The 25,050-nt window shown below is 39.7% G+C and carries 24 protein-coding genes and 2 tRNA genes; 4 read left to right on the forward strand and 22 right to left on the reverse strand.

Annotation, left to right across the window (positions count from 1 at the left end):
- Positions 1-15 precede the first annotated feature (15 nt).
- From serA to A3217_RS04790, 9 genes are all read right to left on the reverse strand, one after another.
- A complete protein-coding gene (gene serA / locus A3217_RS04750; RefSeq protein ID WP_066388551.1) occupies positions 16-1,596 on the reverse strand; it encodes a phosphoglycerate dehydrogenase in 1,581 nt (526 codons plus the stop codon).
- A 37-nt stretch (positions 1,597-1,633) separates the two neighbouring features.
- A complete protein-coding gene (locus A3217_RS04755) occupies positions 1,634-2,104 on the reverse strand; it encodes a hypothetical protein (protein ID WP_066388553.1) in 471 nt (156 codons plus the stop codon).
- A gap of 15 nt (positions 2,105-2,119) precedes the next feature.
- Complete coding sequence (locus tag A3217_RS04760; RefSeq protein WP_066388555.1) at positions 2,120-3,793, reverse strand: 30S ribosomal protein S1; 1,674 nt, start codon at positions 3,791-3,793, stop codon at positions 2,120-2,122.
- Positions 3,794-3,858: 65 nt separating this feature from the next.
- Positions 3,859-4,920 carry an AI-2E family transporter gene (locus A3217_RS04765; RefSeq protein WP_066388556.1) on the reverse strand — a complete coding sequence of 354 codons (1,062 nt, stop codon included), beginning with the start codon at positions 4,918-4,920 and terminating at the stop codon, positions 3,859-3,861.
- A 26-nt stretch (positions 4,921-4,946) separates the two neighbouring features.
- Positions 4,947-6,098, reverse strand: coding sequence for an Opr family porin (locus A3217_RS04770; protein ID WP_066388557.1), 1,152 nt, complete (start codon positions 6,096-6,098; stop codon positions 4,947-4,949).
- 111 nt (positions 6,099-6,209) lie between these two features.
- Positions 6,210-7,514, reverse strand: a complete 1,305-nt coding sequence (locus A3217_RS04775) for a polysaccharide pyruvyl transferase family protein (RefSeq protein ID WP_066388558.1) — start codon at positions 7,512-7,514, stop codon at positions 6,210-6,212.
- Complete coding sequence (locus A3217_RS04780; RefSeq protein WP_066388562.1) at positions 7,511-8,782, reverse strand: Coenzyme F420 hydrogenase/dehydrogenase, beta subunit C-terminal domain; 1,272 nt, start codon at positions 8,780-8,782, stop codon at positions 7,511-7,513. Before A3217_RS04780 ends, A3217_RS04775 begins: the two co-directional genes overlap by 4 nt.
- A gap of 101 nt (positions 8,783-8,883) precedes the next feature.
- Positions 8,884-9,234 carry an NADH-quinone oxidoreductase subunit I gene (locus tag A3217_RS04785; protein ID WP_066388564.1) on the reverse strand — a complete coding sequence of 117 codons (351 nt, stop codon included), beginning with the start codon at positions 9,232-9,234 and terminating at the stop codon, positions 8,884-8,886.
- A 69-nt stretch (positions 9,235-9,303) separates the two neighbouring features.
- Entirely contained in the window at positions 9,304-10,464 is a 1,161-nt protein-coding gene (locus tag A3217_RS04790) for an FtsW/RodA/SpoVE family cell cycle protein (protein ID WP_066388566.1), read from the reverse strand.
- Between the two features lie 292 nt (positions 10,465-10,756).
- Between A3217_RS04790 and A3217_RS04800 the strand changes: the two genes are divergently transcribed.
- Positions 10,757-11,173 (forward strand): DUF1104 domain-containing protein, encoded by a 417-nt coding sequence (locus A3217_RS04800; protein WP_082807875.1) that lies wholly within the window; start codon positions 10,757-10,759, stop codon positions 11,171-11,173.
- A gap of 748 nt (positions 11,174-11,921) precedes the next feature.
- Here the strand turns inward: A3217_RS04800 and A3217_RS04805 are convergent.
- The 4 genes from A3217_RS04805 to A3217_RS04820 form a co-directional block, all read right to left on the reverse strand.
- Positions 11,922-12,845 carry a class II fructose-bisphosphate aldolase gene (locus A3217_RS04805; protein WP_066388569.1) on the reverse strand — a complete coding sequence of 308 codons (924 nt, stop codon included), beginning with the start codon at positions 12,843-12,845 and terminating at the stop codon, positions 11,922-11,924.
- 50 nt (positions 12,846-12,895) lie between these two features.
- Positions 12,896-13,723 (reverse strand): peptidylprolyl isomerase, encoded by an 828-nt coding sequence (locus tag A3217_RS04810; RefSeq protein ID WP_066388572.1) that lies wholly within the window; start codon positions 13,721-13,723, stop codon positions 12,896-12,898.
- A gap of 96 nt (positions 13,724-13,819) precedes the next feature.
- On the reverse strand, positions 13,820-14,488 hold the full coding sequence (locus A3217_RS04815) for a uroporphyrinogen-III synthase (RefSeq protein WP_066388577.1): 669 nt from the start codon (positions 14,486-14,488) through the stop codon (positions 13,820-13,822).
- Positions 14,485-15,018, reverse strand: a complete 534-nt coding sequence (locus A3217_RS04820) for a DUF308 domain-containing protein (RefSeq protein ID WP_156471854.1) — start codon at positions 15,016-15,018, stop codon at positions 14,485-14,487. Before A3217_RS04820 ends, A3217_RS04815 begins: the two co-directional genes overlap by 4 nt.
- 353 nt (positions 15,019-15,371) lie before the next feature.
- Here A3217_RS04820 and A3217_RS04825 point away from each other — a divergent pair, with 353 nt between their 5' ends.
- Entirely contained in the window at positions 15,372-16,535 is a 1,164-nt protein-coding gene (locus tag A3217_RS04825; protein WP_066388580.1) for an MFS transporter, read from the forward strand.
- Here the strand turns inward: A3217_RS04825 and A3217_RS04830 are convergent.
- The 6 genes from A3217_RS04830 to A3217_RS04855 form a co-directional block, all read right to left on the reverse strand.
- Entirely contained in the window at positions 16,530-16,775 is a 246-nt protein-coding gene (locus tag A3217_RS04830; protein ID WP_066388582.1) for a S4 domain-containing protein, read from the reverse strand. The genes A3217_RS04825 and A3217_RS04830 overlap by 6 nt on opposite strands.
- A 159-nt stretch (positions 16,776-16,934) precedes the next feature.
- Positions 16,935-17,021: transfer RNA gene (locus tag A3217_RS04835), tRNA-Leu, on the reverse strand.
- A gap of 27 nt (positions 17,022-17,048) precedes the next feature.
- Positions 17,049-17,133: transfer RNA gene (locus tag A3217_RS04840), tRNA-Leu, on the reverse strand.
- 51 nt (positions 17,134-17,184) lie between these two features.
- Positions 17,185-17,517, reverse strand: a complete 333-nt coding sequence (locus tag A3217_RS04845) for a F0F1 ATP synthase subunit C (RefSeq protein WP_066388584.1) — start codon at positions 17,515-17,517, stop codon at positions 17,185-17,187.
- 96 nt (positions 17,518-17,613) lie between these two features.
- Positions 17,614-18,996, reverse strand: a complete 1,383-nt coding sequence (locus A3217_RS04850; protein ID WP_066388586.1) for a peptidase U32 family protein — start codon at positions 18,994-18,996, stop codon at positions 17,614-17,616.
- Positions 18,997-19,074: 78 nt separating this feature from the next.
- Positions 19,075-19,782 carry a chemotaxis protein gene (locus tag A3217_RS04855; protein ID WP_066388588.1) on the reverse strand — a complete coding sequence of 236 codons (708 nt, stop codon included), beginning with the start codon at positions 19,780-19,782 and terminating at the stop codon, positions 19,075-19,077.
- Positions 19,783-20,047: 265 nt separating this feature from the next.
- Between A3217_RS04855 and htpG the strand changes: the two genes are divergently transcribed.
- Complete coding sequence (htpG, locus tag A3217_RS04860) at positions 20,048-21,937, forward strand: molecular chaperone HtpG (RefSeq protein WP_066388590.1); 1,890 nt, start codon at positions 20,048-20,050, stop codon at positions 21,935-21,937.
- 273 nt (positions 21,938-22,210) lie between these two features.
- On the opposite strand, the gene A3217_RS08995 is transcribed toward htpG, so the two are convergent.
- Positions 22,211-22,387, reverse strand: coding sequence for a hypothetical protein (locus A3217_RS08995; protein WP_156471855.1), 177 nt, complete (start codon positions 22,385-22,387; stop codon positions 22,211-22,213).
- 51 nt (positions 22,388-22,438) lie between these two features.
- Entirely contained in the window at positions 22,439-22,585 is a 147-nt protein-coding gene (locus A3217_RS09000; RefSeq protein ID WP_156471856.1) for a hypothetical protein, read from the reverse strand.
- Between the two features lie 295 nt (positions 22,586-22,880).
- Here A3217_RS09000 and A3217_RS04865 point away from each other — a divergent pair, with 295 nt between their 5' ends.
- Entirely contained in the window at positions 22,881-23,477 is a 597-nt protein-coding gene (locus A3217_RS04865; protein ID WP_066388592.1) for a peroxiredoxin, read from the forward strand.
- 90 nt (positions 23,478-23,567) lie between these two features.
- On the opposite strand, the gene A3217_RS04870 is transcribed toward A3217_RS04865, so the two are convergent.
- Entirely contained in the window at positions 23,568-24,986 is a 1,419-nt protein-coding gene (locus tag A3217_RS04870; RefSeq protein ID WP_066388597.1) for a hypothetical protein, read from the reverse strand.
- Positions 24,987-25,050: the final 64 nt, after the last annotated feature.

Below are 25,050 nucleotides of genomic sequence, written 5' to 3' on the forward strand. Positions count from 1 at the left end.
AGATTCTAAGAAGCCTTAGCACACCACATAGCGCAAACCAAGGCACTCTGGAATCGCCTTAAGCTCGCTTAATACACTCTCATCCAAAGACTCATCAACAACAACCACCGCTAGCGCCTCTTTATCCTTGCGCGCAAGGCGGAAGTCGGCGATATTAATATTATGCTTTGCAAGTGTATTGCCCACTGCGCCGATAACTCCGGGCACATCGGTATTTTTGAAAAACACCATTTTACCCTCCGGCGCAAGATCAAGCACAAAGCCATTTACTGCGGTGATTCTCAAATATTTATCCTCAAACACTGCACCTTCTAGGCTAAAGCTCTCGTTTTGCGTGCTAAGGGTAAGTTTGAGATGATTTTTGTAGGTTTGCGAAAGCTCTTTTGCGCTAAATTTCACCTCCAAGCCACGTTCTTTTGCCACAAATAGCGCATTGACATAATTGATATGATCACCAAGGCTCGCGCTAAGCGCACCCACAAGCGCAAAAGTGCTAAGAGAATCTTTATACTGGCTCACCTCGCCATATGCTTCAATTTGCAAACTTACAAAAGCACCTTTATTTGCCTGTGCAGCGATAAAAGAAAGCTTTTGTATGAGCTCTAAATAAGGTTTAATATTTGCGGGCAAATCCACCTCTTTAATAGGCAAATTAAGTGCATTTGGGTAGCTTGAGCCACGCGCAGATTCAATAGCGGCAAGCGCAGCTTCAATGGCGATTTTCTCTTGAGATTCTAGTGTGTTTGCGCCGATATGCGGCGTCACATAGACATTTGGTAAGTCTAGGAGTCTATTATCAGTTGCTGGCTCTTTATTGAAAACATCAATTCCTGCCCAGCGGATTTTCCCACTTTTTAACCCATCGAACAAATCATCTTCATTGTAAAGCCCACCGCGCGCGCAGTTAATAAGCACCACACCGTCTTTCATTTTAGCGATTTCCTTGGCGGTTATCATATTTTTTGTTTCGCTATTTTTAGGCGTGTGGATAGTGATGATATCACATTTCAAAATCTCATCAAAATCTGTGGTGTATTTGATGCCGACATCTAGGGCTTTTGTCGCGTTAATATAAGGATCATACGCAAATACATCCATTTCAAATGCTTTCGCACGCAATGCCACGCGTGAGCCGATATTCCCAAAACCAATAACGCCCAAACTCTTGCCCTTTAGCTCCGTGCCATACCAATCCTCTCTATTCCATTTGCGCTCAATCTTTAGCTGGGTATTTGCGCCAGGAAAATTACGCACACTATTAATGAGATGTGCCATTGTAAGCTCAACTGCGGCGATTGTGTTTGCGGTAGGGACATTCATCACAACAATGCCTCTTTTGCTGCAAGATTCTATATCCACATTATCCACGCCCACACCCGCGCGCACAATGGCTTTTAGAGAATCTACACTTTCTAAAAAACGCGTATCCACATCAGTAGAACTCCTTGTAACCACCACATCCACGCCTTTTAAACGTTTTAAAAGCTCGTCTTTTGGTAGCGATGCGAGATTTTCAAACTCGATATCATTTTGTGCCTTGAGTAAATCCAACCCACTTTGGTGTATATGATCGCACACAACAACTTTTAGTGCCATTTCCTCGACTCCTTCATATAAGATTGTGTAATTATAGCTACTTTAGCACATATTGGATTCTGTAATAATCCAAATCTTCTAAAAACTTTTTTAGCACCGTGCTATCCTCGATAAACACCATAAGGCGCAATTTTTCACCCATTTTGTAATAAGTGCTTTCAAGCTTGTGCTGTTTCAAAACCTGCGCGACACAAAAATATTTATATTCATCAAGTTCTTTAATTTCAATACTTCTAATGCTTTTTGCATCGCCCTCATCTGCAAAATCAAACTTTACAAAAAGTTCCGTGGCTGGGTATTGAAAAGTTTGATTCTGCGCAGTCGTATCAGAAAATCCCTCAAGCCACGCTTTTGAATCTTCTTGCGTGATGAGATTTTCTAAATTTGGAATCTCAGATTCTGTTGCTGATAAAGGCGGGGCTTTGCCCTGCTGATAAACGATATAAAACCCGCTAGCAAGTGCCACACACGCTAACAAAGCAATCGCAACATACAGAGCTTTTTTCATTATCCAAAAGCTTCGCTATTTTGAATCGCTTATCTTATTTTTGATTTTATCCCCTAGCGTCATTCTCTCTTCGCCTTGTCTCGCTTCAAACGCGCGCAATTCCTCTCTTTCTAGCTGTTTTTGGAGATTGCGTACGGAAGCGCGGATTCTGTTTGCATAAATATCAATACTATAAAGCACGCATTGAAGTGTATCACCTACTTTGAGATTTTCTTTTTGCGCATTTGGAATATCCTCGTTTTTAATCAGCACTTCCACGTCATCGACATTAATAAACACGCCAAAATCTTTAATCTCTGTAATTGGACCTTCAACAATGTCATTTACCTTGTATTTTTGCCCGAAATTTTTTGCTGGAGAATCATCAAGCACCTTTTTGCTTAGCGAAATGCGCTCATTTTTAGAATCTATTTTGATGATTTTTACTTCCACCTCATCACCAACTTTGAACTTATCCTTGCATTTAAGCCCGCGCTCCCAAAACGCGTCCTCATTATGAAGCAATCCATCAACTGCGCCAAGATTGACAAACGCACCAAAATCAGTGAGTGTTACGATTTTACCCTTTAGCACATCGCCTTCCTTATGCTCTTGCAAGAATCCAGCAAATGGCTTACGCAAAAGCTTTTTAAGCGAAACACGCAAGCGACGATTTTTGGAATCTATTTCAATAATCTCCACATCAAGTTCTTGATTAAGTGCTAAATACTCGCTTGGGTGCTTGATATTCTTATCCCACGAGATTTCAGAGATATGCAAAAAGCCCTCAATCTCATTGCCCAAATCCACAAACGCACCATATTCCTCAATATTACTCACCACGACTTTGATAGTGTAGCCCACTTCTAGCTCTTTTTCCACTTCTTTCCATGGATCCTCGCTCAAAGCCTTGTAAGAAAGTGCTAGGCGACGTTTTTCCGCGTCATAATCGATAATTTTTACTTTTATCTTATCGCCTACTTTGAAAAATTTATCAGGATTTACCGGACCTCTGTGACTAATCTCTGTGTAATGGATAAGCCCCTCAACCCCTTCAATTTCTACAAACACCCCAAAAGGCGTGATTTTTTTGACTTCACCATCATAGATTCTCTCGCCTTCCAAAAGCTTTGCCACGACAACTTTTCTATTGTCTTTATCGAGGTCAAAAAAGCGCTTGCGTGAAACAATGATAGAATTGCTTTGAGAATTTACATTTGTAATCGCCACTTTGTAGGTTTTACCTTCAACTTTCGCGCCTTCTTTGAAAGCACAATCTCTACGAGGCAAAAACACATCTACACCCTCATAATCCATCACATACCCGCCTTTGTTTTTATGCAAAACTTTTGCTTCGATGATTTTGTCTTTGTAGTTTTCGCCAAGCTCTTTGATTTTCTCCACTACCTTTTTTGAGCGCAATGCTCTTTTATAAGATATACTCGTTCTGCCGCTATTACGCGTAACACTCACTTCAATACTATCACCCTCTTTAAAAAGCAACTCGCCTTGAGAATCCTTAATCTCATCAAGCGACATATAGTTTTCAAACTTGCTATTTGGCAATGCCACGATAACACTTTCATCTGTTATCTTTACAATCTTACCTACTTGCAACGCACCCTGTGAGCTTACCCTTTCACTTGCATCAAGCAACTGCGCAAAGCTCTCTTCATTTTCATCAACGACATTATCCAAATTCACTCTCATCTTAACCCTTTTTTATAAAATAAAATTAGCGTGCGCGATTCTAGCCTAGATATGCTTAATTTATCCTAGTCTTTTTGCGCTTTGATAAAATTTTCTTGAAATGGGAAAATTACCTTCCTATACACTCGCAGTAGCGCAATAAAAAGCGCTGTGATGATTGGACCTAGTATAATCCCCCAGAATCCAAACGCCGTAAGCCCTGCTAAAATCGCAAAAAATATCAAAAGCTCATTAATATGTAGCGAAGTTTTGAGAATATTCTTATTCACAATGCGGATAATAATAGGCTTAATGACATTGTCAATAAAAAATGCGATAAATACAAGGCTATACAACGCGATAAAAATCACTGCATTATAATTCCCCAAATACAGCTCATACAGCGCTATTGGCACCCACACAAGCCCACCGCCGACAATTGGGATAATCGAGCAAAATCCATACATTATGCCAAAAAAGATTCCATCATAGCCAAAAAATGCAATCGCCACACCAAAGCTTGAGCCCTGCAACACGACATTAATCACCGAGGTGTAGCACACGACTTTTAGCGTATTTGTCACTTCGTTTAGCACATTTTGCACTTGGATTCTATCAAAAGGAATGAGCGCAAGAAGGTATTCATACAAGCGCATACCATAAAAATAAAAGAAAAACAAAAACACCACGATAAAGCCCGTATCCACGACAAATTCTAAACTTCTCCTGCCGATAATTGAGCTAAGATTGAGAATCGATGAAAAAAGCTCTGTGCTAGAAATCTTAGAAAGTGCCTCTTGCACGCGTATTTGCGCTTCAGGGATAATCTCACTCCACGCGATAATCTTTTCCTTTAACCCCTCAATAATCGCACTAAAACCTTGTATATCAACGCTTTTTATCATCTCTACAAGTGAGCTAAACATAAAAATTACCGGCACAATAAGTATCAAACATAGCACACACACGCTCAGAAATGCCGCTAGTATTTCAGAGCGCACGAGCTTTAAGATTCTATGTTTCAAGCCAAAAGTCGCGATGCAAAGCAAAAGTGCGATAAGTAAATTCATCAAAAAAGATTCATACAAAAAATAAATCCAATACAATGTAAAAAAGAACACACCCCAAAAAAAATAAATTGCTTTCATAAATCTATGCTTTGCCTCGCTTTATCTCAAAAATTAAACTGCAAAAATACTCTGCCTAGCACATAATTGCGCCCATCACTTGCAAAAATATAATCATCAAGCATAATATTTGCGTTATTAAACATACCTATGAGTCCCCCGCCAAATATCACATCTTGAGCAATTGCAATGCGCGCGTTTGCCTCCCAGTTGAAAATAGATTTCGAACCAATGCTTGTGCTTCTAATCGCAGATTCTAAAACGAGGTGGTTTTCAAAAGTGTATTCCAAAACGCCATAAAGTGTATTCGCATCAGCGTAAAACAAACCTTCTCTGCGCTCAAAAGGACTGCTTTGCCCAAAAGCGTCAATGCCGCTTATGCCATTTTTTGATACGCTAATAAGTCCCCCGCCAAACTTCACACCAGCCCATTTTACACCACCTTCTACCCACACAAGTGTCCCATCGCCATCAGTGCGAGAAGATTCGATAATTTGATTTTTGCCAACATAGGAGAGTAAATGCATATTCGCATACAGCGTAGAATCCCCCAAAGTCTGCTTTTCTAACATAACCTTAATCCCAAAGGCACTAAAGCGGTTTGGCGCGACATAAAAATATGGAGAAATTTTGATGGGAGATGCAGGAAGACTGAGCAATAAATCGCCAAAAAATACGCCACTTGCGCCAAAAGGATTGCGGTATTCAGACATACGATAATTTGTAACATACGCATTTGCATTAACCCACAAAAGCCGCACGGCAGCATTTTGATTAAGCGCATATTGCGCGTGCGCACCTTGATTATAGAATCGTACCCATTCAGTGGTGGTATAAAAGCGCCCTGCTTGCACTTTGATTCTATCATTGCGCTCAAACTTCGCATAGGCTTCAGTAAAAATCAAATTGTCTTTTGTAGAATCAAAATCCCCGCGCGTATATTCATACATACGCATAGCCAGCCACATAGAACCACCAAAGCTAACGCCAGAACTATTTGTAGGTGTATCATAGCCAAGCGAGAGATTCACATCAGCAAAATTCGTGCGCCGCTCTGTCATATTTTGAAAATACAACCCAAAATGTCCTCTAGGCTTCCCCATCATAAGATATTCGCCCACACTCTCCGCACCAAGCCTTGTGAGCAATGTCAAAACCAGCACCAACAACCCAGCCTTAATAGCTCCTTGTTTATTCAAAACCAAATCCTTTTGTGTATGCTTAATCCATATCTAAAATATTTTTGTTTCAGCAAAAAGGATTCCAAAAAATTAAAAAATAAATACTAAATGTGGCTTAAAACTTGCAACTTAGGGAATAAACGCAAAAACTTCTTTTTGTAAAAATGCTTTGCCCTTCTCCGCAAACGCGTTGATTCTAGAATCTACACTTTCCCAATCAATAACATTGCGCTTGTCCAAAGTGGCATTTATCACTTCTTGTGCTTGTGAAATACAGTTAAGAACACGATTTTCTAGCCCACTTACCTTTAGCAAAGTCTCTAGGCGCGTATGCGCGTCATCACTTTTTAAGCGCAGATAATAAAAAGGCGTATGCATAATAATCGCAAATACGCAGCCGTGAAAAGAATTTGTAATCATCATTTGAGAATCTCTCACTGCACCAAGCCATTCCTGTGGTGTGGGGAAAAACTGCGTTTGTAAATCATATTTGCATGAAAAATTCACATTTGCATTTGTGTATAAAAATTTATAACTTTTGAGAATCTCCACTAACGCATCTTTGTCAATCAAAGTCTCCACGCCAAGCATATAAACAAAAATATCATTTTGTGTCTGAAGTGGAGAGAGAATGCGCTCATAATCTGCCTTCTTCAAAAGCATTGTAGGATCTGCCACGCACACACCCTGCAAGCCCAAGTCCTCAAGGATTCTAAGCCCATGCTCCTCGCGCACACTTATCGCGTCAAAATCACTTAACGCCTTGCGCACATATTCCTTAGCACTTTTTGTGTTATCTGCATAATCTGGCAATTCCTTAACTCCAAAACTCGCAGCATAGGAGACTTTACGCGCATGCAGTTTGGATTTATCAACAAAATTTAGCATATAATATTCCAAGTGTTTCTCTATAAACTTAGACAACGCGCGCTGTGGCTCTGTGTGTGGATTCCACACTTGATCGCTTCCGACAAGATAAATATCTGCTCGCATATCATTTCTATAACCCTCATAATCCCTAATTTTTAGCGGAGTAAGATTGATGTTTGCCTCTCTAAACTCTAAAAATTTCCGTTTAGATTCTGCATTTTGTGTGTATTGCAAAAAATATTCAGAGCCTATCATCTCAATAAGATTATGATTGTATTCCCACTGCATAAAGTCTTCCTTGTTTAACAAAAGCTTTGCTTTCAATCTTTTTATTGCGTTAAAAGCTTTTTTGCCAAATATTTTCAGTATAAACATCTTTATATACTTGCGCCATAAGGGTTGATAAATACGAAGCGTATCAAAGTTTAGTTGCCTCACTTCAGCATTGATTGCGTTCTTTGCGATTTCATCGCGCAAATAGCGTTGCAATGCATACGCTTGCAACACCTGCCCATAATTATGCCCATCCCAGTTAAAAGTTACTACATTAATAATTTTTTTCATCTTGCCATCCTTTGTCTAAATTTTTTGATGCGAGGCTTGAGGAAGTCCTTTGCTTTGCGTGGGAGTAGAAGCAAAATGACTTTTTTAATACATCTTTTTACAAAGCGCACAAGGCGCGTTAAAATGGGGGTTTTTGTGAGTTTGTGTAGGAGATTTATCGCCTTGCGCGCCGCCTTTTGGCGCGCAAGGCTTTGTGGGGAGTCTGTGCCAAATTCTTTACATTTTTGCTCATACAGATTTATAATCTTGGTGAGAATCTTTTTGCGTTTTTTATTGACAAAACCACTTTGGACAAGCGCTCTATTCCCAGATAGCACGGCATATATGCTTGATTTTTCCACCTTAGCAAAAGGCATTATGGAATCTAACCATTTATGCGCATTTGCATTATTAAAAATCACACAGCTAATGCCCCTATCATCTACAAAATCTGGGTGGAAATTCCTCACACCCCAAAAATCACCAAGCGTAATATCCGCACCACTTCGCATATCCTTGGAAAAACAATTTTCACAACTAGGACGCGTAATCGTATGTCCCAAAAATCCCGTATAGTAAGGCGATAGAGTGTGTGGTATTGTCTTTGTCTTTGTCTTTGTCTTTGTCTTTGTCTTTGTCTTTGCGGCAAAAATGCCCCTCTCCCAACCATAATCTTTTCCGCGAAAATTAAAATCAAGAAGTTGAGAATCCTCCCCCTCAAGCATACTTTCCTTATAAATCCGCCATATTTTTGGACTAGGCACTGAGTTGCAAATCACCTCGATAGTAAGAAGGTTAGGATATTTTTTACGCAAAAATGCATTAAGTCCGTGAATCTGGCACTGCACGCCACTAAAAAGCACAAGCCTGCCTGCGCGTAAAAACTCTTTAGCCTTGATGAAGCAATCGCCAATTGGCGATTCCACATATTTTGAACGGCGGAAATTATCAAGCTCTTGCAAGGATTCTATAAAGCTGTGGCGCACTTCGAGGTTTGCTACTCCATCTATTGTCTCGCCTTGTGCGAGTGAATCGTATTTCACCTCTGCTACGCTGTGTTGCGCGCTCATCTTGGCATTTTTTTGACTTCTTAGATTTTGTGGATTCTGAGATGCAGTGTTCTTTGAGGTTTTTGTGGATTGCTTTGGATTCTTAGAATCCTCGCAACAAGACGCGGGGCTTTCGGAATCTGGCTTCACATACCCCGCGCCAAATACCACGCCACCTTGCTCCAAAACAGCGCGTGCCAAAAGGCTAAACACACCGCCACTTGAGCTTTTTAAGCGCAAAGATTCATCATTTACCTTGATTGCATAAGCCTGTGGAATAAACTGCGTTGGAATCTTGCGCGCAACTTGATTTTGTAAAGTAGAATCTGAAAGGTTAAGGTTTAAAAGATTTGTGTTGGGAGAATTTGAATATTGTGATTTTTGCTTAGTAAGTAATGCCCCCCCCCTAGGGCTATTTTTGCATTTTCAAGCGCGATGAAATGCAGTGTCTGATTTGGCATAACTTTTGGGAAAGTAGATTTTTTACGCACGCTATCATAAGGCGCGGTGTGTAAAAATGGCAATGTCGGGCAGGCAATCTCGCACTGCTTGCATTCCGTGCAAGTCATCTCATCAATATGCGGATACATAAAACCCTCAAAATCCCAATTCATCTCTATGCTATCGTGCGGACAAGCACTATAACACGCATGGCAACCGCAACATAACTCGTATTTTGGCAAAATTGGCAAACTCATTCCTTAAAGCGAGAATTTAAAAAACTACCATTGTAACTAAAAATCTTTAAAGATTTTTTAAGATTAAAGGTGCGCTTTGCGTGAAATGCTTAAAACTAAGCCAATGGCAAAGCAGTTTGCAAGCAGCGAGCTTCCACCATAACTGATAAAAGGCACTGCAATGCCCTTAATAGGTGTAATGCCAGAAATCCCAAAAGCATTGATGATAAATGAAAATGCAAGCAACAACGCCACACCCACACAAAAAAGGTAATAAGTCATATTTTGCACGCGATTTGCGATTTTAAAGATATAAAAAAGCATCGCGCAAAAAAGCACTACAACACAAAAAAGCCCCACAAAGCCCAACTCCTCGACAATCCCAGCCAAAATAATATCCGTATGCACTTCGCTTAAAAAGCCAAGTTTTATTACGCCTTCGCCCAAGCCATTGCCCAAGAATCCGCCATTTGCGATAGCATTGCTTGCATGGTAAATTTGATAAGGTTCTGGCAGATTTTCCACGCGCAAAGATTGCGCTAAGCCTTGAGGTAAAAGCGCAAGGATAGAATCTTGTGCATTTGCCCACCACAGCTTCACACGCATAATGCGATGCGGACTTGTCACAATCGCTACAAGCCCCACGCTTAGTGTTGTAAGCATAATAATCCCCAAAAGTCGCAAGCTCCCGCCTGCAAAAAGTAGCATAAATCCAAGCGTGAGTGCAAGCACAATCACCTGCCCTAAGTCATTTTGCAAAACCGCTATTAGCACCACAGCCACAAAAAACAGCACCAAATATGGAATGAAAGTTTTGATCTCATCAATTAAGCGCACATGCTTTTTGGTGCTAAATTTGCGCGAAAAACTCCACGCCAAAAAATACACAAAGCCGATTTTAAAAAATTCCGAAGGTGCGAGAGAAAAGCTAGGCAAGCGAATCCAACGTTTTGCTCCACCGGCAGAGCTCACCAAAGAAGTTGGCAAAAAATGCATACCAATCATCAGAAGAAGTGAAATCACAAACAACATAAGCCCGATTTTTTTGAAACTTTCATCGGGATCGAGTTGCGCAAACAGCCACATAAAGAGGATTCCAATGATAGCCACAAAAAGCTCGCGCTTAAGAAAATGAAATGGCTCGTAATTAAAAAAACCCACCAAATACACCGCGAGCGAATACGACATAAGCACGCCCACACAAATAAGACCAATACTAATAAAAAAAAGTCGTTTGTTTGCCAAAAGGGTTCCTTTAAGATTTGTGTTTGCCTTATGCACGCGCTAAAATCACTAATTTTCACTTTTTACACGCCCAAAACCGCGAACTCTACCCAAAAAAGCTTTTTATGTCAATACAGCGACTTTTGCGAGCTTGCAATATACGTGGATTCTAAAGATTGCAACAAACGCGATAGGATATGCAAAAATTTGGCTATTTTTTTAATACACCACAAGCTTAGAGTCTAATGGATTTAAGAAGTTTTTAAACTTAAAAAACTTAAAGTGTGACTCTTACTTTATTACAGGAGCAAATATGAAAGTTCAAGGTTTAACAATGGCGGTTTTGGCAAGCGTTTTTGCGCTGGGTGTAGCTTATGGTGCAGATTATAGCAAGAAAAGCGAATCAGAACTTATCAAGCTTAATGGCACGCTCAAAAAAATTGAAGATGCGGTGGATTTAAAACTTGAAATCAAAAAACGCATTGCAAAAATGGACGACAAGCAAAAGCCAGAGTTTGTAAAAAAACTCAAAGAATCTTATGAGGAAAACACAGCTGAAATGAAAGTCAAAGACTTACGCAAACTCGAAAGGGAGACAAAAGAAGCATTTGCAAAAAGAATACAAAAGCTTAGCGATGCCGAGAAAAAAGAGCTTGGCTTAAACAAGGAAGCTCACTCGTGCCATATGCACGGAGATGATGAGCACAAGCATAAACACCATAAACACTAATTCTATCGCTTAAAATCCCTCTATTGTGGTTTTAAGCGATAAACCTATCAAAAACATCTCTCAAGTCGCTTCAACATCAAAAAACATCAAATAGACACGCAAGCGCAAGCGAGGCGGATGGAAACAAAATTCACTTCCACAAAGATGAATGCATTCAAAGGAATAGATTCTCAAATTGCCAAACAACGTTACAGAATCTACAAGCCCAATCAATCAAAAAAACGCTGAGTATATGCATGAGCTGAAGTGGAATTTATTCCCGAGAAGGTGATACGATTGAGGGAATTAAGTGCTCTGCCCCAAACGCCACCATATTCGAAATCTAACCCTTACGCGCACAAATGCTAAACTTGACGAGAAGCTTTTTACGATCCGATACTTTCGCTCTCTCAACAAATCGCGTGCGCTACCTGCCGACAGCGAGCTTGGCTTTGCAACGCGCGCGGTGTGCTCAATGCGTATAGTTTTGGAATGTTTCGCCCAACGCCTACAAATTCTTAAAAAACAATCCATTGTTCCCACAAACTTCATCTTTGCTAAAAGAGCTTAATCTCACGCAAGAGGAAATCGATACGCTTGAAATATTTTTAAAAAACGCTTTGAAAATGCTTTGATAAAAATGGGCGCGGTAAGGTGCTTTTTGATTGATAAGAATCTAAGATACTCTCGCCTTATCTAGTTGATGAGAATCTAAAGGGCTAATCCCCAGATTCTCTAAAATCTTAGAATTTGTAGCTTTTTGAAATTATTAGGCTTTGCCCGCAGAGCCTAGCACCTGCATACGCTCGACGATGACTTTTTGCATTGCTTGCATTCCGGGGGCAAAAAATTTACGCAAGTCAAATTGTGTCGGATCTTCATTTGCCACGCGACGCACTTCCGCCATAAAAGCGATACGCAAATCCGTGTCAATATTAACTTTATTAATCCCACCTTTGACTGCTTCTTGCAAAAACTCAAAAGGCACGCCCTTGCTACCCTTGAGATCTCCACCAGTGGCTAAAAACGCTTCGCGTACATATTGTGGTATCGCGCTTGCACCATGCAAAACTAGCGGTATATTTGTTCGGCGTTTGACTTCCTGCAAACGCGCAAAATCAAGCTTTGGTTCGCCCTTAAACTTAAAAGCTCCGTGACTTGTGCCAATAGCGGGTGCTAGATAATCAACCTTTGTTTCTCTGACAAACTCTTCTGCTTCATCTGGATTGACTAGCACTGCGTCTTTTTCATCAACAGAAATATTGTCCTCTATCCCCATTAGTCGCCCAAGCTCCGCCTCTACGCTGACGCCTTTGCTGTGTGCGTATTGCACGACTTCTTTAGTTGTAGCAACATTTTCTTCAAAAGGATGGTGTGAGGCATCAATCATCACGGAAGTAAAGCCCGCGTCAATTGCCTTTTTGCAAGATTCAAAGCTAGTGCCGTGATCAAGGTTTAGCGCGACTGGGATTTGCGGGTAGCGCTTGCTTAGGATTTGCACGAGCCCTACTGCCATATCAATCCCCATATATTTTATCGCACCTTCACTTGCTTGCACGATGATAGGCGAGTTTGCCTCAAGCGCGGCGTTAAAAATTGCATTTAACATCTCAAAATTTACAAAGTTAAACGCACCTACGCCATAGCCCTCTTTATGGGCTTTTAGTAAAATTTCACTACCACTTACTAGCATTATTCCTCCTTAAATTTCAAATATGGAAGTTTCAAAAATAGAATCTTACCTTATTTGTTTATTTGAATCTTCGCGTTCTTACGTAAAGCTTGAACTTTTTCGCCTATTGCTTGATTAAACGCCTGCATTTGCATATCTTGCAGAATAATTTGTTTTGCTTGATCATAACCAATCACCTTTGGCTCAGTTTTGCTTTCTAAATAAATCACATGGTAGCCAAACTGCGTTTTAACAGGAATTTTAGTGTAAGTACCGGGCTTTAAATCAAATGCTGCTTTTGAAAACTCAGGCACCATACGCGCGCGGTGAAATGTGCCTAAATCTCCGCCATTTTGTTGTTGTTTGCCCACTGGATCGATTGTTTTTTGATTTGCTAAGTCAATAAATTTTGCCTCAACTTTTCCTCTAATTTTATTTAGATCTGCGATAATAGCCTTTGCCTCATCTTCACTTGCCACGACAATATGGCGCGCTTTGCCCTCTTGATCGATAAAACGTGCTTCATTTTCTTTGTAAATTTGGCGGATTTGCTCATCGCTAAAGTTTGGCATTTGAATTGATTGGGCTTGCTTTTGCATCCAAGAATCTAGTAATAAGCGTTTTTTAAATGCTTCGACTTTGTCAGTGTAGTCTTTTGTCGTATCCATCTTTTCCGCACGTGCTGCACCAAGAACTATGTATTCATCAATGACTTGATTAAGCACGATTTGCTTTTCTTGCTCGTTTAATTTGTCAAAATCAAAGTTTGGAAATTCTTGTTTAAAACCCTCAAAGTCCTTTTCTGTAATCGCCTTGCCATTTACCGTCGCATAGGTTTTTGCTGTCAATGCAGGTGAGAGTATCCCAACCAATGCCAAGCTTAAAAGTATTTTTTTCATAATCCACTCCGTTTTTTTATTTGCTTCGTTTAAGGCTTCAAAAACCTTAAAAACGCGTATTGTAGCTTATGAATCTTAACAAACTGTTGACTTAGCTTAAGGCAATTTCTGTGCCAAATCTTGTGCTAATTCAATGCAACCTTCGATATTTTGCTTTTGACTCACAAATGCCACTATATCAGGGTCAAACGCGCTAAAAGTCGTCATACCAATAGCCACTGCCACATAGTTTGGATTCCAATCAAAGTTTTTCTTAAAAAACACAAACGCGCTAGGTGAGGTAAAAATCAGCACGCTATCGCCCCTTGGCTTTAATGTGCTATCAAGTTTTTTTGGTTGATTGATATAGGCTACGATTTGCTTTAGTTTGATATTTGCGCTTATGAGCTTTTCATCAAGCTTTGAGACGATATTTTGCGCGCGCAAATATAGTGGATTCTTATCGCTCAAAAGCTCGATAAGTTCTTTTGCAAAATTCGCTCCATGCGCATCACTACCAATATGCGCAATGTTTGCACCAGCATTTTGCAAGGCTTTTGCACTTGAATGTCCGATGACATAGCTTGGGATATTCACCCACGCACGCAAGGATTCGTGTTTTTTAGCAGATTCTATTAAGGCAAGAATGGCGTTTTTAGAAGTAAAAATAAGACTATCAGCACCCTCTAGTGCATCTGGTGCAATATCTTCATAAGCGATTTCACTGACCACAAGGCTTTTAACCTCGCTATTTTCTTTTGTCCCTATAAGCACAATTTCCCTCAAAAGTGCCTCCTGCTAGCAAACCCTAGCACTAACCCCAAACTTCCAAAAATGATAAGTAAAATTCCTAAAAATATACTTATCAAATATGAGAGAATCTGCGGAAATATCGCAAACACAATGCCCAACACAACGCATATCACGCCAAAACTAAGGGCTGGGAGAAACATCGAGCCACCAAACTGCTTAAAAGAGCGCGCGGTGAGAATCCATAAAACACCATTGCAAAGCACGCCAACACCAATGATAAGTGCGATAATTTGCTCACCCATCTCTTCGCCTCCGACAAAAAGCGCGATAAAAAGCGCAATAGCAATAAGAATAGAGACAATCCCATCAATGAGAATCCACACCATTTTACGCATACTTTGCAAATAGAAAAACACGCAACCAACGCCTAAAAGCAAAATAAATAGCACACCAAAAAACGCAATAGTAAGCATTGTCTTTGTTGGATAAGCCATACACACCACGCCTAGCACGACAGAGCAAGCGCTCAATATAAGTAATGCAACAGAACTTTTATTTCTCAAAATCACATACTCCCTTAAATTTCAAATTTCCTAACTATCCATCTAAATACCTTAAATAAGGCGTTTAGATAATCTGCTTTAAGAGCCAAGAGTAAAGGCTGAATTATAAAACATTTTTCTAAAGCTTCACTTAAACGCATTTTATTGTGATACAATGCAAACTATAAGTGAGACATAGCACCTCTACTTGCATTTTTTAGAATCCTTGCCCTTGTAATAACACATTGCAAAACTCTTGATTCTGTGCAAGCTATGTCTGTGAGCGTGGGCATGGATAGTAATTTCTAGGTTTTTGCTTTTTGTGGTTGAGGATACCTAATTAAAGATTTTAGATTCTAAGAGGTAAAGGCTTTTTGAATAAGAAAACATATTTTTGGTTAAGCTTTGCAATTATGGTGGCTATCACATTCAATTTGCGTGCGCCTATAAATTCGATGGGACCGAGCATTGAAGCAATTAAAGAATATTTTAATATTTCAAGCTCTGTGGCAGGATTGCTAAATTCTATCCCGCTACTTGCGTTTGGGAGTATTTCTTTTGTGGTGGCGTATTTTTCAGGTGTGCGCCTTTTGTTTATTGCGCTGTGTTGTATTGCGCTTGGTGAGATTATGCGGAGCTTTGGTGGAATTGGCGGGCTTTTTGTTGGTATGGGGCTTTTAGGTGCGGGCATTGCGGTGGCAAATGTGCTTGTGCCAAGCTTCATACGCAAAAAGTTTGGCAAGAAAACGCCTGCGATGATGAGCGTGTATTCGCTCGTGTTAAATATCTCTTCTATTATTGGAATCTTATTAGCATTGCCACTTATAGCACTTTTTGGGATTAAAATTGCAATGGCATTTTGGGCAATTTTTGCACTTTTTGCAATTGTACTTTTTCTGCCAGAAGTAAAAAATCATCGCTTTTCGCGCACGCGGGCAAAACCAACAACGACAAAAAGCTTATTTGTTGATTTTAACGCGTGGAAAATTACACTATTTATGGGATTGCAGGGCTTTGTGGCATACAGCACTTTCACATGGCTTCCCGTAATTATCTATTCAAAAGGTTATAGCTTGGAATATGGGACAAATATTTTGCTTTATATGCAACTTATTTCTATGCCTGTGGCGTTTTTAGGTCCATTATTATTAGGGCGTTTGCGCGAAATATATCGCTCGGTGTATATGGCGTTTTTGTGCGGGTTGTATGCGATAGGCTATGTGGTGATGCTCTTTTTTGATTCTCAAAGTGCGATGATTGTGGGCGTGCTTTGTCTTGGGATTCCAATGGGCGGGGTTTTCGGACTAGCACTTTTATTTATCTCGCAAAAGAGCGCAACGCTTGCAATTGCGACAAAGCTTTCTTCTATGTCGCAGGGCTTTGGCTATCTCATTGCTGCAAGTGGTCCGTTTTTAATCGGTGTTTTGCACGATTTGAGTGAAAGCTATGTGCCGGGTATTGTGCTTGTGCTGTGTGTAGCATTTGCGCTCAATATTTTTGGAATCCTCACAAATAAATGTAAGGTTATCGGCTCATAATTCTTTCACAAAGAGCGCACTTTGTGCCTTTGGCACGCTTTTTGTCGTTGGAATATCTAACACGCGATAATTCTTTTCATATTCTAAGTAGCGCAGAGTGATGATGTCGTTGATTTTGATTTCTTTTGAACTTTTTGCCACCACGCCATTTACCAGCACCACGCCATTTTCACACATATCTTGTGCCACTGCGCGCCGTTTTAAAATATTAGTCGTGTTAAGAAACTTATCAATACGCAAAGAGAATCCTTAAATTATTTTTTTTATGTATTGTAACGCGTATCCCTATATTTAATGTAATAAATAAAGTCAAATTTAGAATAAAAATCGGCGAAGCGATATATTTTCAGAATTAAAATAGCACATAGTGCCTTAAAAAGTGAATTTGAAAGTTTCAGATGGTGCCGAAGGTCGGACTCGAACCGACACAGAGTTGCCCCTACTAGATTTTGAGTCTAGCGCGTCTACCAATTTCACCACTTCGGCAGAAAGTAGATTTTCAAAGTTTCACAATGGTGCGCTGAGCGAGATTTGAACTCGCACGGGTCGCCCCGCCACCCCCTCAAGATGGTGTGTCTACCAATTCCACCACCAGCGCAGGTCGCAGATTCTCTAAAGTTAGAGAATCTGCACTATTTAAATGCTTTGCTTAGATAGTTGCGATAAATCCAGCCGGTAAAAATGGATTTGTGTAAAGCGCGATAATCGCCAAAACAAGTGTATAAATAACTTGTGCTTCAATAAGCGCAAGCGCAATAAACATTGTTCCAAGCAATTTACCGCTAATGCCGGGATTACGCGCTGTGCCTGAAATAGTCGCTGCTGCTGCGTGTCCCATACCGATAGCACCACCAAGTGCTGCGATACCCACACCAATAACCGCACCTGCTACTGAAAACGCTGCAACTGTATCTGCTCCGCTAGGCTCTGCACCAAATGCTAACCCAAGCGCACCAAAAAATAGCACGAGAAAAAACTTCATCTGAAACTCCTTACAATTTAAATCTCAAAGCCTTTCGGATCACTCCCCTACTCTTAGACTTTGGAAACCGAAAGTCTAGCGCGGGATTTATAAAAATTAGTTTAAAGCACAAGATTGAGAGTGAAAAATTTCGATTTTTTGACGCAAAAAACTTAGCGGTGGCAGGGCGCTAGGTAATAAAAAGTAGTTTATGTTCCCGCTGTGAATAGAATCTAGCTCTTTGCCATTTTCTAGCACAATCCTAAAAAGGCGCAAATAATACTCTTCGCCCTCTTTGTAAATCTCGCCAATATCATTTTTCATACATATAATCTCACTGCCTAGCGGTGCAACAATCTGCTTTGGCTCATTTGGAAAAATACTAAATTTACAAAGTGCTTTTGTGCCACATTCACTCACCTGCGCATTGACTTGATAGCTCCCCTCGCTTATGGCGGTTTGGTGATTTTGAGTATTGGATTTTTCAAAAGGGCGGTGGATAATGTAGCCATCTGTAAATCCGCGATTTTTGAGCGTATTTAGTTCATCTTGATAATGTTTGTCTTGTAGCTTGCGTGCGCCATAGTAGTCATCAAGCGCTTCTTTGTAAGTGCGTGCAGTGATAGCAACATAATATGCAGACTTTGTGCGCCCCTCGATTTTAAGCGCGTCAATAGCATTAGAATCTAGAATCTCTTTAATATGGCTTGCGAGATTAAGGTCTTTTGAGTTAAAAATATGCGTGCCGATGCCCCCCTCCTCCTCTAAACGCATCATCACGCCATTATCTGGATTTTTCACATAAAATTCGCGCCCATCAAAAGGCACAAGCTTATCGCTCTGCAAATCGCGCACAAAATATTCATAATCAAATCGGCAATCATTTGCGCAACTTCCGCGGTTTGGCACGCGTCCATTTTGCAAGGCAGAGATGAGACAACGCCCAGAAAAAGCAAAGCACATACTTCCATGTACAAAAATTTCTAGTTCTAAATCAGGCAAAGCTTTTTTAATCTCTACTGCATCTTTCAAGCTTAGCTCACGCGCGCAAACAATGCGCTTCACACCCATTTCATAAAACACCTCCGCGTCAAGAACATTCAGCACATTTGCTTGTGTGGAAAGATGCAAAGGAATATGCGGCGCGATAGATTTTGTGAGCTTCACCACGCCCGGAGTCGCGATGATAAAGGCGTCAGGTTCTAGCTCTGCCATTTTTTCAATATGAGATTCTAGGAGTTTTAATTGCGCATTAAAAGGAAAGCCATTGATTGTGACATAAATTTTTTTACCAAGATTATGCGTGTAGCGCACGGCTTTGGCGAAAGTTTGCATATCAAATTCTTTGCCTGCGCGCGTGCGAAGTGAAAAGTGGCTTACCCCGCCATAGACAACATCTGCGCCAAAGTTAAGCGCGATTTTGAGCTTGTCAAAGCTTCCGGCGGGAGAAAGGAGTTCGGCGCGCTTTGGGGAGGTAGATTGCGTAGTGTAAGTTTGCATAGTATTCCTTAAAAACTATATAAAATATTTTTGTGGATTCTAAAAGGATAAATAGTAAAATTAGGGAAAAGTGAGAATCTACTTATTCCCAAAAGACGCGATGAGTGCTTCTATCTCATCATCATTGGCTACATCTGCCTTATCATCGCCCGCAATATACACAGCCGAACTCACGCGCTTACTATCTTCAATCTTGCCTTCAAAGAGAGAGTTCATATATTGCGCGAGCGCACGCATCACATTTATCACGCGCTCGATTTTTTGTCTATGGATATCTTGATACTGCATCAAATCCATTGCCTGCATACACGCATCTGCAATATCATCGCAAGAATAATTAATTTCTTTTGAAAGTTTTTGCGCTTCTTTCACCTCTTCTAGCGCGTTTGTAAAGCTTTGAATATGTGGGAACGCCTCACACAGCTTATTAAAAAGTTCCTCTTGAGATTGCAAAATCTTTTTAAGTGCCTTATTTTTCTTTACTGCTTCATCTGAAGAGCTACTCATAATTTCTAGCTGGTCAAAAATCTGCGTGCCTTTAGCTTCAGAATCTTTTGTAACATCATCAAGCTGATGCACGACTTTATGGTCGTCCGTAGGTGGCGGTGGTGGCCATTTCTTATCCGCTTCTATGCGGTAATTTGATACATCACCAAACTCCCCCTCTTCTTGTATTTTAGAATCTTGAGGACTATCAGATTGCGCTTCTTCGCCCTGCGCACTATCAAGAGAATCTAGCGTATCTTCCCCACCATTCATCAATGCGTCTAATTCTTCTTGTGTCATTTTTTTAAACCTTAAAAAAACAAAATTTGCGTCGCATTATAGTATGTTTTGTTTTTTCTTTTGTTAAAACTTTCATTTTTTACGAAAGAATTTTGCAGGAAAAGATTCTGTATTTTGCAAACTTTAAAGGGTTTTTATAATAAAAGTTTATAACACTTCTATAAAGATTATTAAATTTTTCCACTCAAATATTAGCAATTTTTAGAATTTTGTGCTAAAATCCGCGCTTTTATTTTCAAAACATAACTACATAAAGGAGCAATTTATGGCAACAAAGCATTCTTTTCAAACTGAAATCACACAACTTTTGGATTTGATGATTCACTCACTCTATTCTAATAAAGAGATTTTTTTGCGCGAGCTTGTAAGCAACGCGTCTGACGCGCTAGATAAGCTTTCTTATCTCACACTCACTGATGAGAAGCTCAAAAAGCTTGATTTTTCCCCACGCATTGACATTAGCTTTGATGAAAGCAAGGGTATTATCACTATTAAAGATAATGGTATAGGTATGAACGAGGCGGATTTAAAAGAGCATTTGGGTGTGATTGCAAAATCCGGAACAAAAAGCTTTCTTTCCCAGCTTAGTGGCGACAAGAAAAAAGACAGCGCACTTATTGGGCAATTTGGCGTGGGTTTTTACTCGGCATTTATGGTGGCAAGTCGTGTCGTAGTGCAAAGCAAAAAAGCTGGCGAAGACAAAGCCTATGCATGGGTGAGTGAGGGCAAAGGCGAATATGAAATCGGTGAATGCGTGCAAGAAGATTTTGGCACACAAATCACGCTTTATCTCAAAAAAGATGAAAAGCACTTCGCCTCACGCTGGGAGATTGAAAATATCATTGGCAAATATTCCGAGCATATTGGATTCCCAATTTTCTTACACTACAAAGAAATGGTGAGCGAGGAAGAGGGGGATTCTGCAGAATCTAAAGATTCTAAAAAAGAACCAAAGCAAAAAGAAGTCAAGCAAGTCAAGCAAATAAACTCTGCCAAAGCCCTTTGGAATCTGCCAAAATCCGAGCTTAAACCAGAGGACTACAAAGAGTTTTATAAAAGTTTCGCGCACGATAATGCCGAGCCTATGCGTTGGGTGCATACAAAGGTAGAGGGAAATTTGGAATACACCACGCTTTTTTATTTCCCATCAAAAGCGCCATTTGATCTCTACCGCGTGGATTATAAAAGTGGTGTAAAGCTATATGTCAAGCGCGTGTTTATCACTGATGATGATAAAGAGTTGCTACCGACATATTTGCGTTTCGTGCGCGGGGTGATAGATTCTAGCGATTTACCTTTAAATGTCAGCCGTGAGATTTTACAACAAAATAAGATTCTAGCAAATATCAAATCCGCCTCGACAAAGAAAATTTTGAGCGAAATTTCTGCGATGACAAAAGACGAGAATCTTTACAAAGAATTTTACGCACAATTTGGCAAAGTGCTTAAAGAGGGGCTTTATAGCGATTATGAAAACAAAGAAAAACTTTTGGAGCTCTTGCGCTTTGAAAGTAATAAAAACGCCTTTATCTCGCTAAAAAGCTATAAAGATTCTATGCCAAAAGAGCAAAAAAGCATTTATTATCTTTTGGGCGAAAATAAGGATTTGTTAAAAAATTCTCCACTCTTAGAAAAGTTCCAAAACAAGGGCTTTGAAGTGCTTTTACTCAGTGATGAAATCGATGGTATGGTGATTCCGATGGTTGGCGAGTATGACAAAGTCCCACTAAAAAACATCAGCTCAAAAGATACAATAAGCGAGATTGGCGATGATGGTGTCGATGAAAAAGTGCAAAAAGAGTTTGAGGGCATTATCAAAGCTTTTAAAGAAGCGTTAGGTGAGCGTGTAAGCGAAGTAAGCCTAACAAGCCTTATGCAAACAAACCCGCTAAGTCTTATCAAGCAAGATGATAATCCAATGATGGCACAGCTTTTCGCACAAATGGGGCAAAAAATGCCAGAATCTAAACCTAGCGTGGAGTTAAACATAAATCACGCGATTTTCCAAAAGCTTAAAAATGTAAAAGATGACACGAAAATAGCAAAAGTGGCAAATCTGCTTTTTGATAGCGTGCTTATTGTCGAGGGACAAAGTCTGCAAAGTGCAAAAGACTTTAGCACGCAGCTTAATGATGTGTTGCTAGAGTGGCTTTAAATGCCTTTGTTGCGCGAACCCAAAAATACAAAAAGGGGACAAAAGCCTACAAAGCGCAAAAAAGGCTTTCCTCTCTATGCGCTTAAACTCATCATCTAATAGCGACAAGAATACCAAGAAAGAATCTTGCACGATTTTTTTGTGCTTCTACATCACTCACAAACTCAGGTTACACCTTTGCAAATACCCAGATTCTACCGATTATCCGCATTACACTTGGTGGCAAAAGTCAATTGCTCGGCGTTGAAGGTGTGCAACACAGCCTTTTATATTTTATAGCGGAGAGAATCTACCACTGCTTTGGTGGATTTTGCAAAAACCTCTTGATAGTCCAATCTCACACACAAAGATAATGTCGGAATCTTTAAGCGCGAGCGTTTCAAAATTCACATTCACAAACGAGCCAGAATTGCTAAAATCCGAACAAGAAATCGCATTCGCCCCCGCCAATTTTTACACCAAGTCCTATTCACCCTCTTTGGCACAATTCGTAGAAAGCCCTCAAGCAAGCGCAAAATAAATCTTTGGACGCTTTGTGACTTGCGCATTTTTCTGCTCTAAAATTTTTTTATTCGCACACACCACTTCCGCACCATAGATATAACCATCTCTGGCGTTATCTAGTTTAATGTTATTCAGCCATTGCACACATTAACCCCAAGCTTAAGACTTTTTTCATCAAAATCCGCACCTAGTGTAAAAATCCCATCTCAAAGTGTAGTCATCATAATTTTACTTCACCTCTATTTCCATAAGTATGCGTCACAAACACATTTGGTTAAACTCACATCTCTGCAAAAGCAAGATTTACACTTGGTAGCGCACTAATGAGTGCTAGGGAAATTTTAGATTAATTTGGTGTTTTGTTACTAATCTTTATTACAATCGCGGGCGATAATTTTTCGTTATCAATAAATTTTAATCACAAAAAAAAGGAGTTTTTATGCTAGTAACAAAACCAGCACCGGATTTCACAGCAGAGGCTATCAAGGCAGATGGGACTTTTGATGATAATTTTAACCTTTATAACAATATTGGTAAAAATGGCGCGGTAGTGTTCTTTTGGCCAAAGGACTTTACTTTCGTTTGTCCGAGCGAGATTATCGCATTTGACCACAGGGTGAAAGACTTCGCAGAGCGCGGATTCAATGTGATTGGCGTGTCTATTGACTCTAAAGAAGTGCATTTTGCGTGGAGAAATACACCGGTGAAAGAGGGCGGTATCGGCGCGGTAACTTTCCCTATGGTATCAGATATTACAAAGCAAATTTCACGCGATTATGATGTGCTATTTAATAGCGCAGTGGCGCTACGCGGAAGCTTTTTGATTGATAGAAATAAGGTTATCCGCCACGCGGTGGTAAATGACTTGCCACTTGGTAGAAATGTCGATGAAATGGTGAGAATGTGCGATGCGCTTTTGCACTTTGAAGCACACGGCGAAGTATGCCCAGCAGGCTGGCAAAAAGGTGAAAAGGGTATGGTAGCAAACGCAAAAGGCGTAGCAGAATACCTAAGCCAAAACGCAGACAAACTATAATTTGCCTCATTAGCTTCATTGCTCGCTTAAAGTGCAAGTATCTCTTGCCTTAAGCGGCTTCAAAAACCTTATTCGGATTTCTTTTAAACTTTACTCAACCAAAAATACATAATTATTTATTGGCAGACTAAAATAATTTCGATTGCTAAAAAATAGCGAATCGTTAATTGAATTAGAATCCGTATTTTCACGATTTGACAATCTATAAATGAATTCTTTTAAGAGTGTTTTTGCGGATATATATGGCAATCCTATGCGTTCAGTCTTGTAGATAAGCTTATATTTTTGTTGCATTTGTTTTATATATGTCTCATCTATGTGATTACTGCTAGCGCGGGTTAAGATAATAATATCACCGCTTTTTGGCACACTAACTTCCGGATTATTGAGGTACGTATATGGAGAATCTGGATTTGTTTTAATATTTATACCATTTTGAAGTGATGTCTTTATATCAAAATTCCACACCTCATAAACTTCATTCAAGTAACGAATAAAATATGTCAAATACCAATCGTTATACAACAAAGGGTCTCTACCAATCCCATCAAAATATATATCTGTCTTTGATGTTTGTTTCGCGATATAATCTTGCATAAATTTAAGCGTATCGTGAAACACAACACCATAATTTTTAAGACTAGTAAAAGTATAAACTCCTTGTGGTATCGAAATAAACATATACAACACAATACACACTGCCAAAGATAGTTTCAAAATCCATTTTATAAAACCACGAAGTATATTTTGCAACACACTTACAATGCGATAAGTAGATTTTACAGCATATATTACGCCACCTATACCCATAAAATATGCAGGAAGTAAATAATAACTTTCAAAAATTCCAAGTTTTATGTATCCCACCACACATAAAGCACTTGCCACTAAGCAAGAATCCCAAAAAGGATTGAGCAGATTCCAACGACTAGATTTATCTCCATTATTAAAACAATGTAACTTTTTATAAAAAACTACTTGCAGGATTCGCACAAAAATCAAGGCTGGAACTAGAATGGTAATCAAAGAATCATTTAAGACAAAATTACCAAGTCCTCTTATTGTAAGGGCTAGTTGTTGCGAGAAAGTCCAAGTAAAATTAGAACCTCTCTCATAAAATCTTTCTATTTGTGGCATCACCAACACAGCATAAACTACCAAGAACATCATTGCGCTTAAACACACCAAGCTATGATATGTTAATATTTTCTTGTCACAAGCCCTTATTCTCTTAGCTAATCTTTTATACCAACCTGCTTGATTTTCTTCGATAAACGACTCTAGCGTATTATTTGTTTGCGCTTGCAATAGATAAATTAATAGATAAAAAAAGCTAAAACCTCCAATTAACAAAAACGCCGTTTCTTTCAAATATATACAAACATTTGCGCTTACAAGACCGATAAAGGCAAACTTAATATGTTGCGTGCGTTGATAAGCAAAACTCGAAAGCAAAAATGCACATACAAAGAATACCTCTAAGCGCTCTGGATAGCAGATACCAAGCATCGCGGTAACAAATCCAGGGTTTAAGAAACATACAAGTAAAGCTACAAATATTAATGCACTATAT

This window comes from Helicobacter himalayensis, from assembly GCF_001602095.1.
Taxonomy (GTDB): Bacteria; Campylobacterota; Campylobacteria; order Campylobacterales; family Helicobacteraceae; genus Helicobacter_F; species Helicobacter_F himalayensis.

Bases quoted from the DNA above. Each gene is read 5' to 3' on its own strand.
- serA (WP_066388551.1), bottom strand. From the start codon at position 1,596: ATGGCACTAAAAGTTGTTGTGTGCGATCATATACACCAAAGTGGGTTG.
- A3217_RS04755 (WP_066388553.1), bottom strand. From the start codon at position 2,104: ATGAAAAAAGCTCTGTATGTTGCGATTGCTTTGTTAGCGTGTGTGGCA.
- A3217_RS04760 (WP_066388555.1), bottom strand. From the start codon at position 3,793: ATGAGAGTGAATTTGGATAATGTCGTTGATGAAAATGAAGAGAGCTTT.
- A3217_RS04765 (WP_066388556.1), bottom strand. From the start codon at position 4,920: ATGAAAGCAATTTATTTTTTTTGGGGTGTGTTCTTTTTTACATTGTAT.
- A3217_RS04775 (WP_066388558.1), bottom strand. From the start codon at position 7,514: ATGAAAAAAATTATTAATGTAGTAACTTTTAACTGGGATGGGCATAAT.
- A3217_RS04800 (WP_082807875.1), top strand. From the start codon at position 10,757: ATGAAAGTTCAAGGTTTAACAATGGCGGTTTTGGCAAGCGTTTTTGCG.
- A3217_RS04805 (WP_066388569.1), bottom strand. From the start codon at position 12,845: ATGCTAGTAAGTGGTAGTGAAATTTTACTAAAAGCCCATAAAGAGGGC.
- A3217_RS04810 (WP_066388572.1), bottom strand. From the start codon at position 13,723: ATGAAAAAAATACTTTTAAGCTTGGCATTGGTTGGGATACTCTCACCT.
- A3217_RS04845 (WP_066388584.1), bottom strand. From the start codon at position 17,517: ATGAAGTTTTTTCTCGTGCTATTTTTTGGTGCGCTTGGGTTAGCATTT.
- A3217_RS04850 (WP_066388586.1), bottom strand. From the start codon at position 18,996: ATGCAAACTTACACTACGCAATCTACCTCCCCAAAGCGCGCCGAACTC.
- A3217_RS04855 (WP_066388588.1), bottom strand. From the start codon at position 19,782: ATGACACAAGAAGAATTAGACGCATTGATGAATGGTGGGGAAGATACG.
- htpG (WP_066388590.1), top strand. From the start codon at position 20,048: ATGGCAACAAAGCATTCTTTTCAAACTGAAATCACACAACTTTTGGAT.
- A3217_RS04865 (WP_066388592.1), top strand. From the start codon at position 22,881: ATGCTAGTAACAAAACCAGCACCGGATTTCACAGCAGAGGCTATCAAG.
- A3217_RS04870 (WP_066388597.1), bottom strand. From the start codon at position 24,986: ATGCTTGGTATCTGCTATCCAGAGCGCTTAGAGGTATTCTTTGTATGT.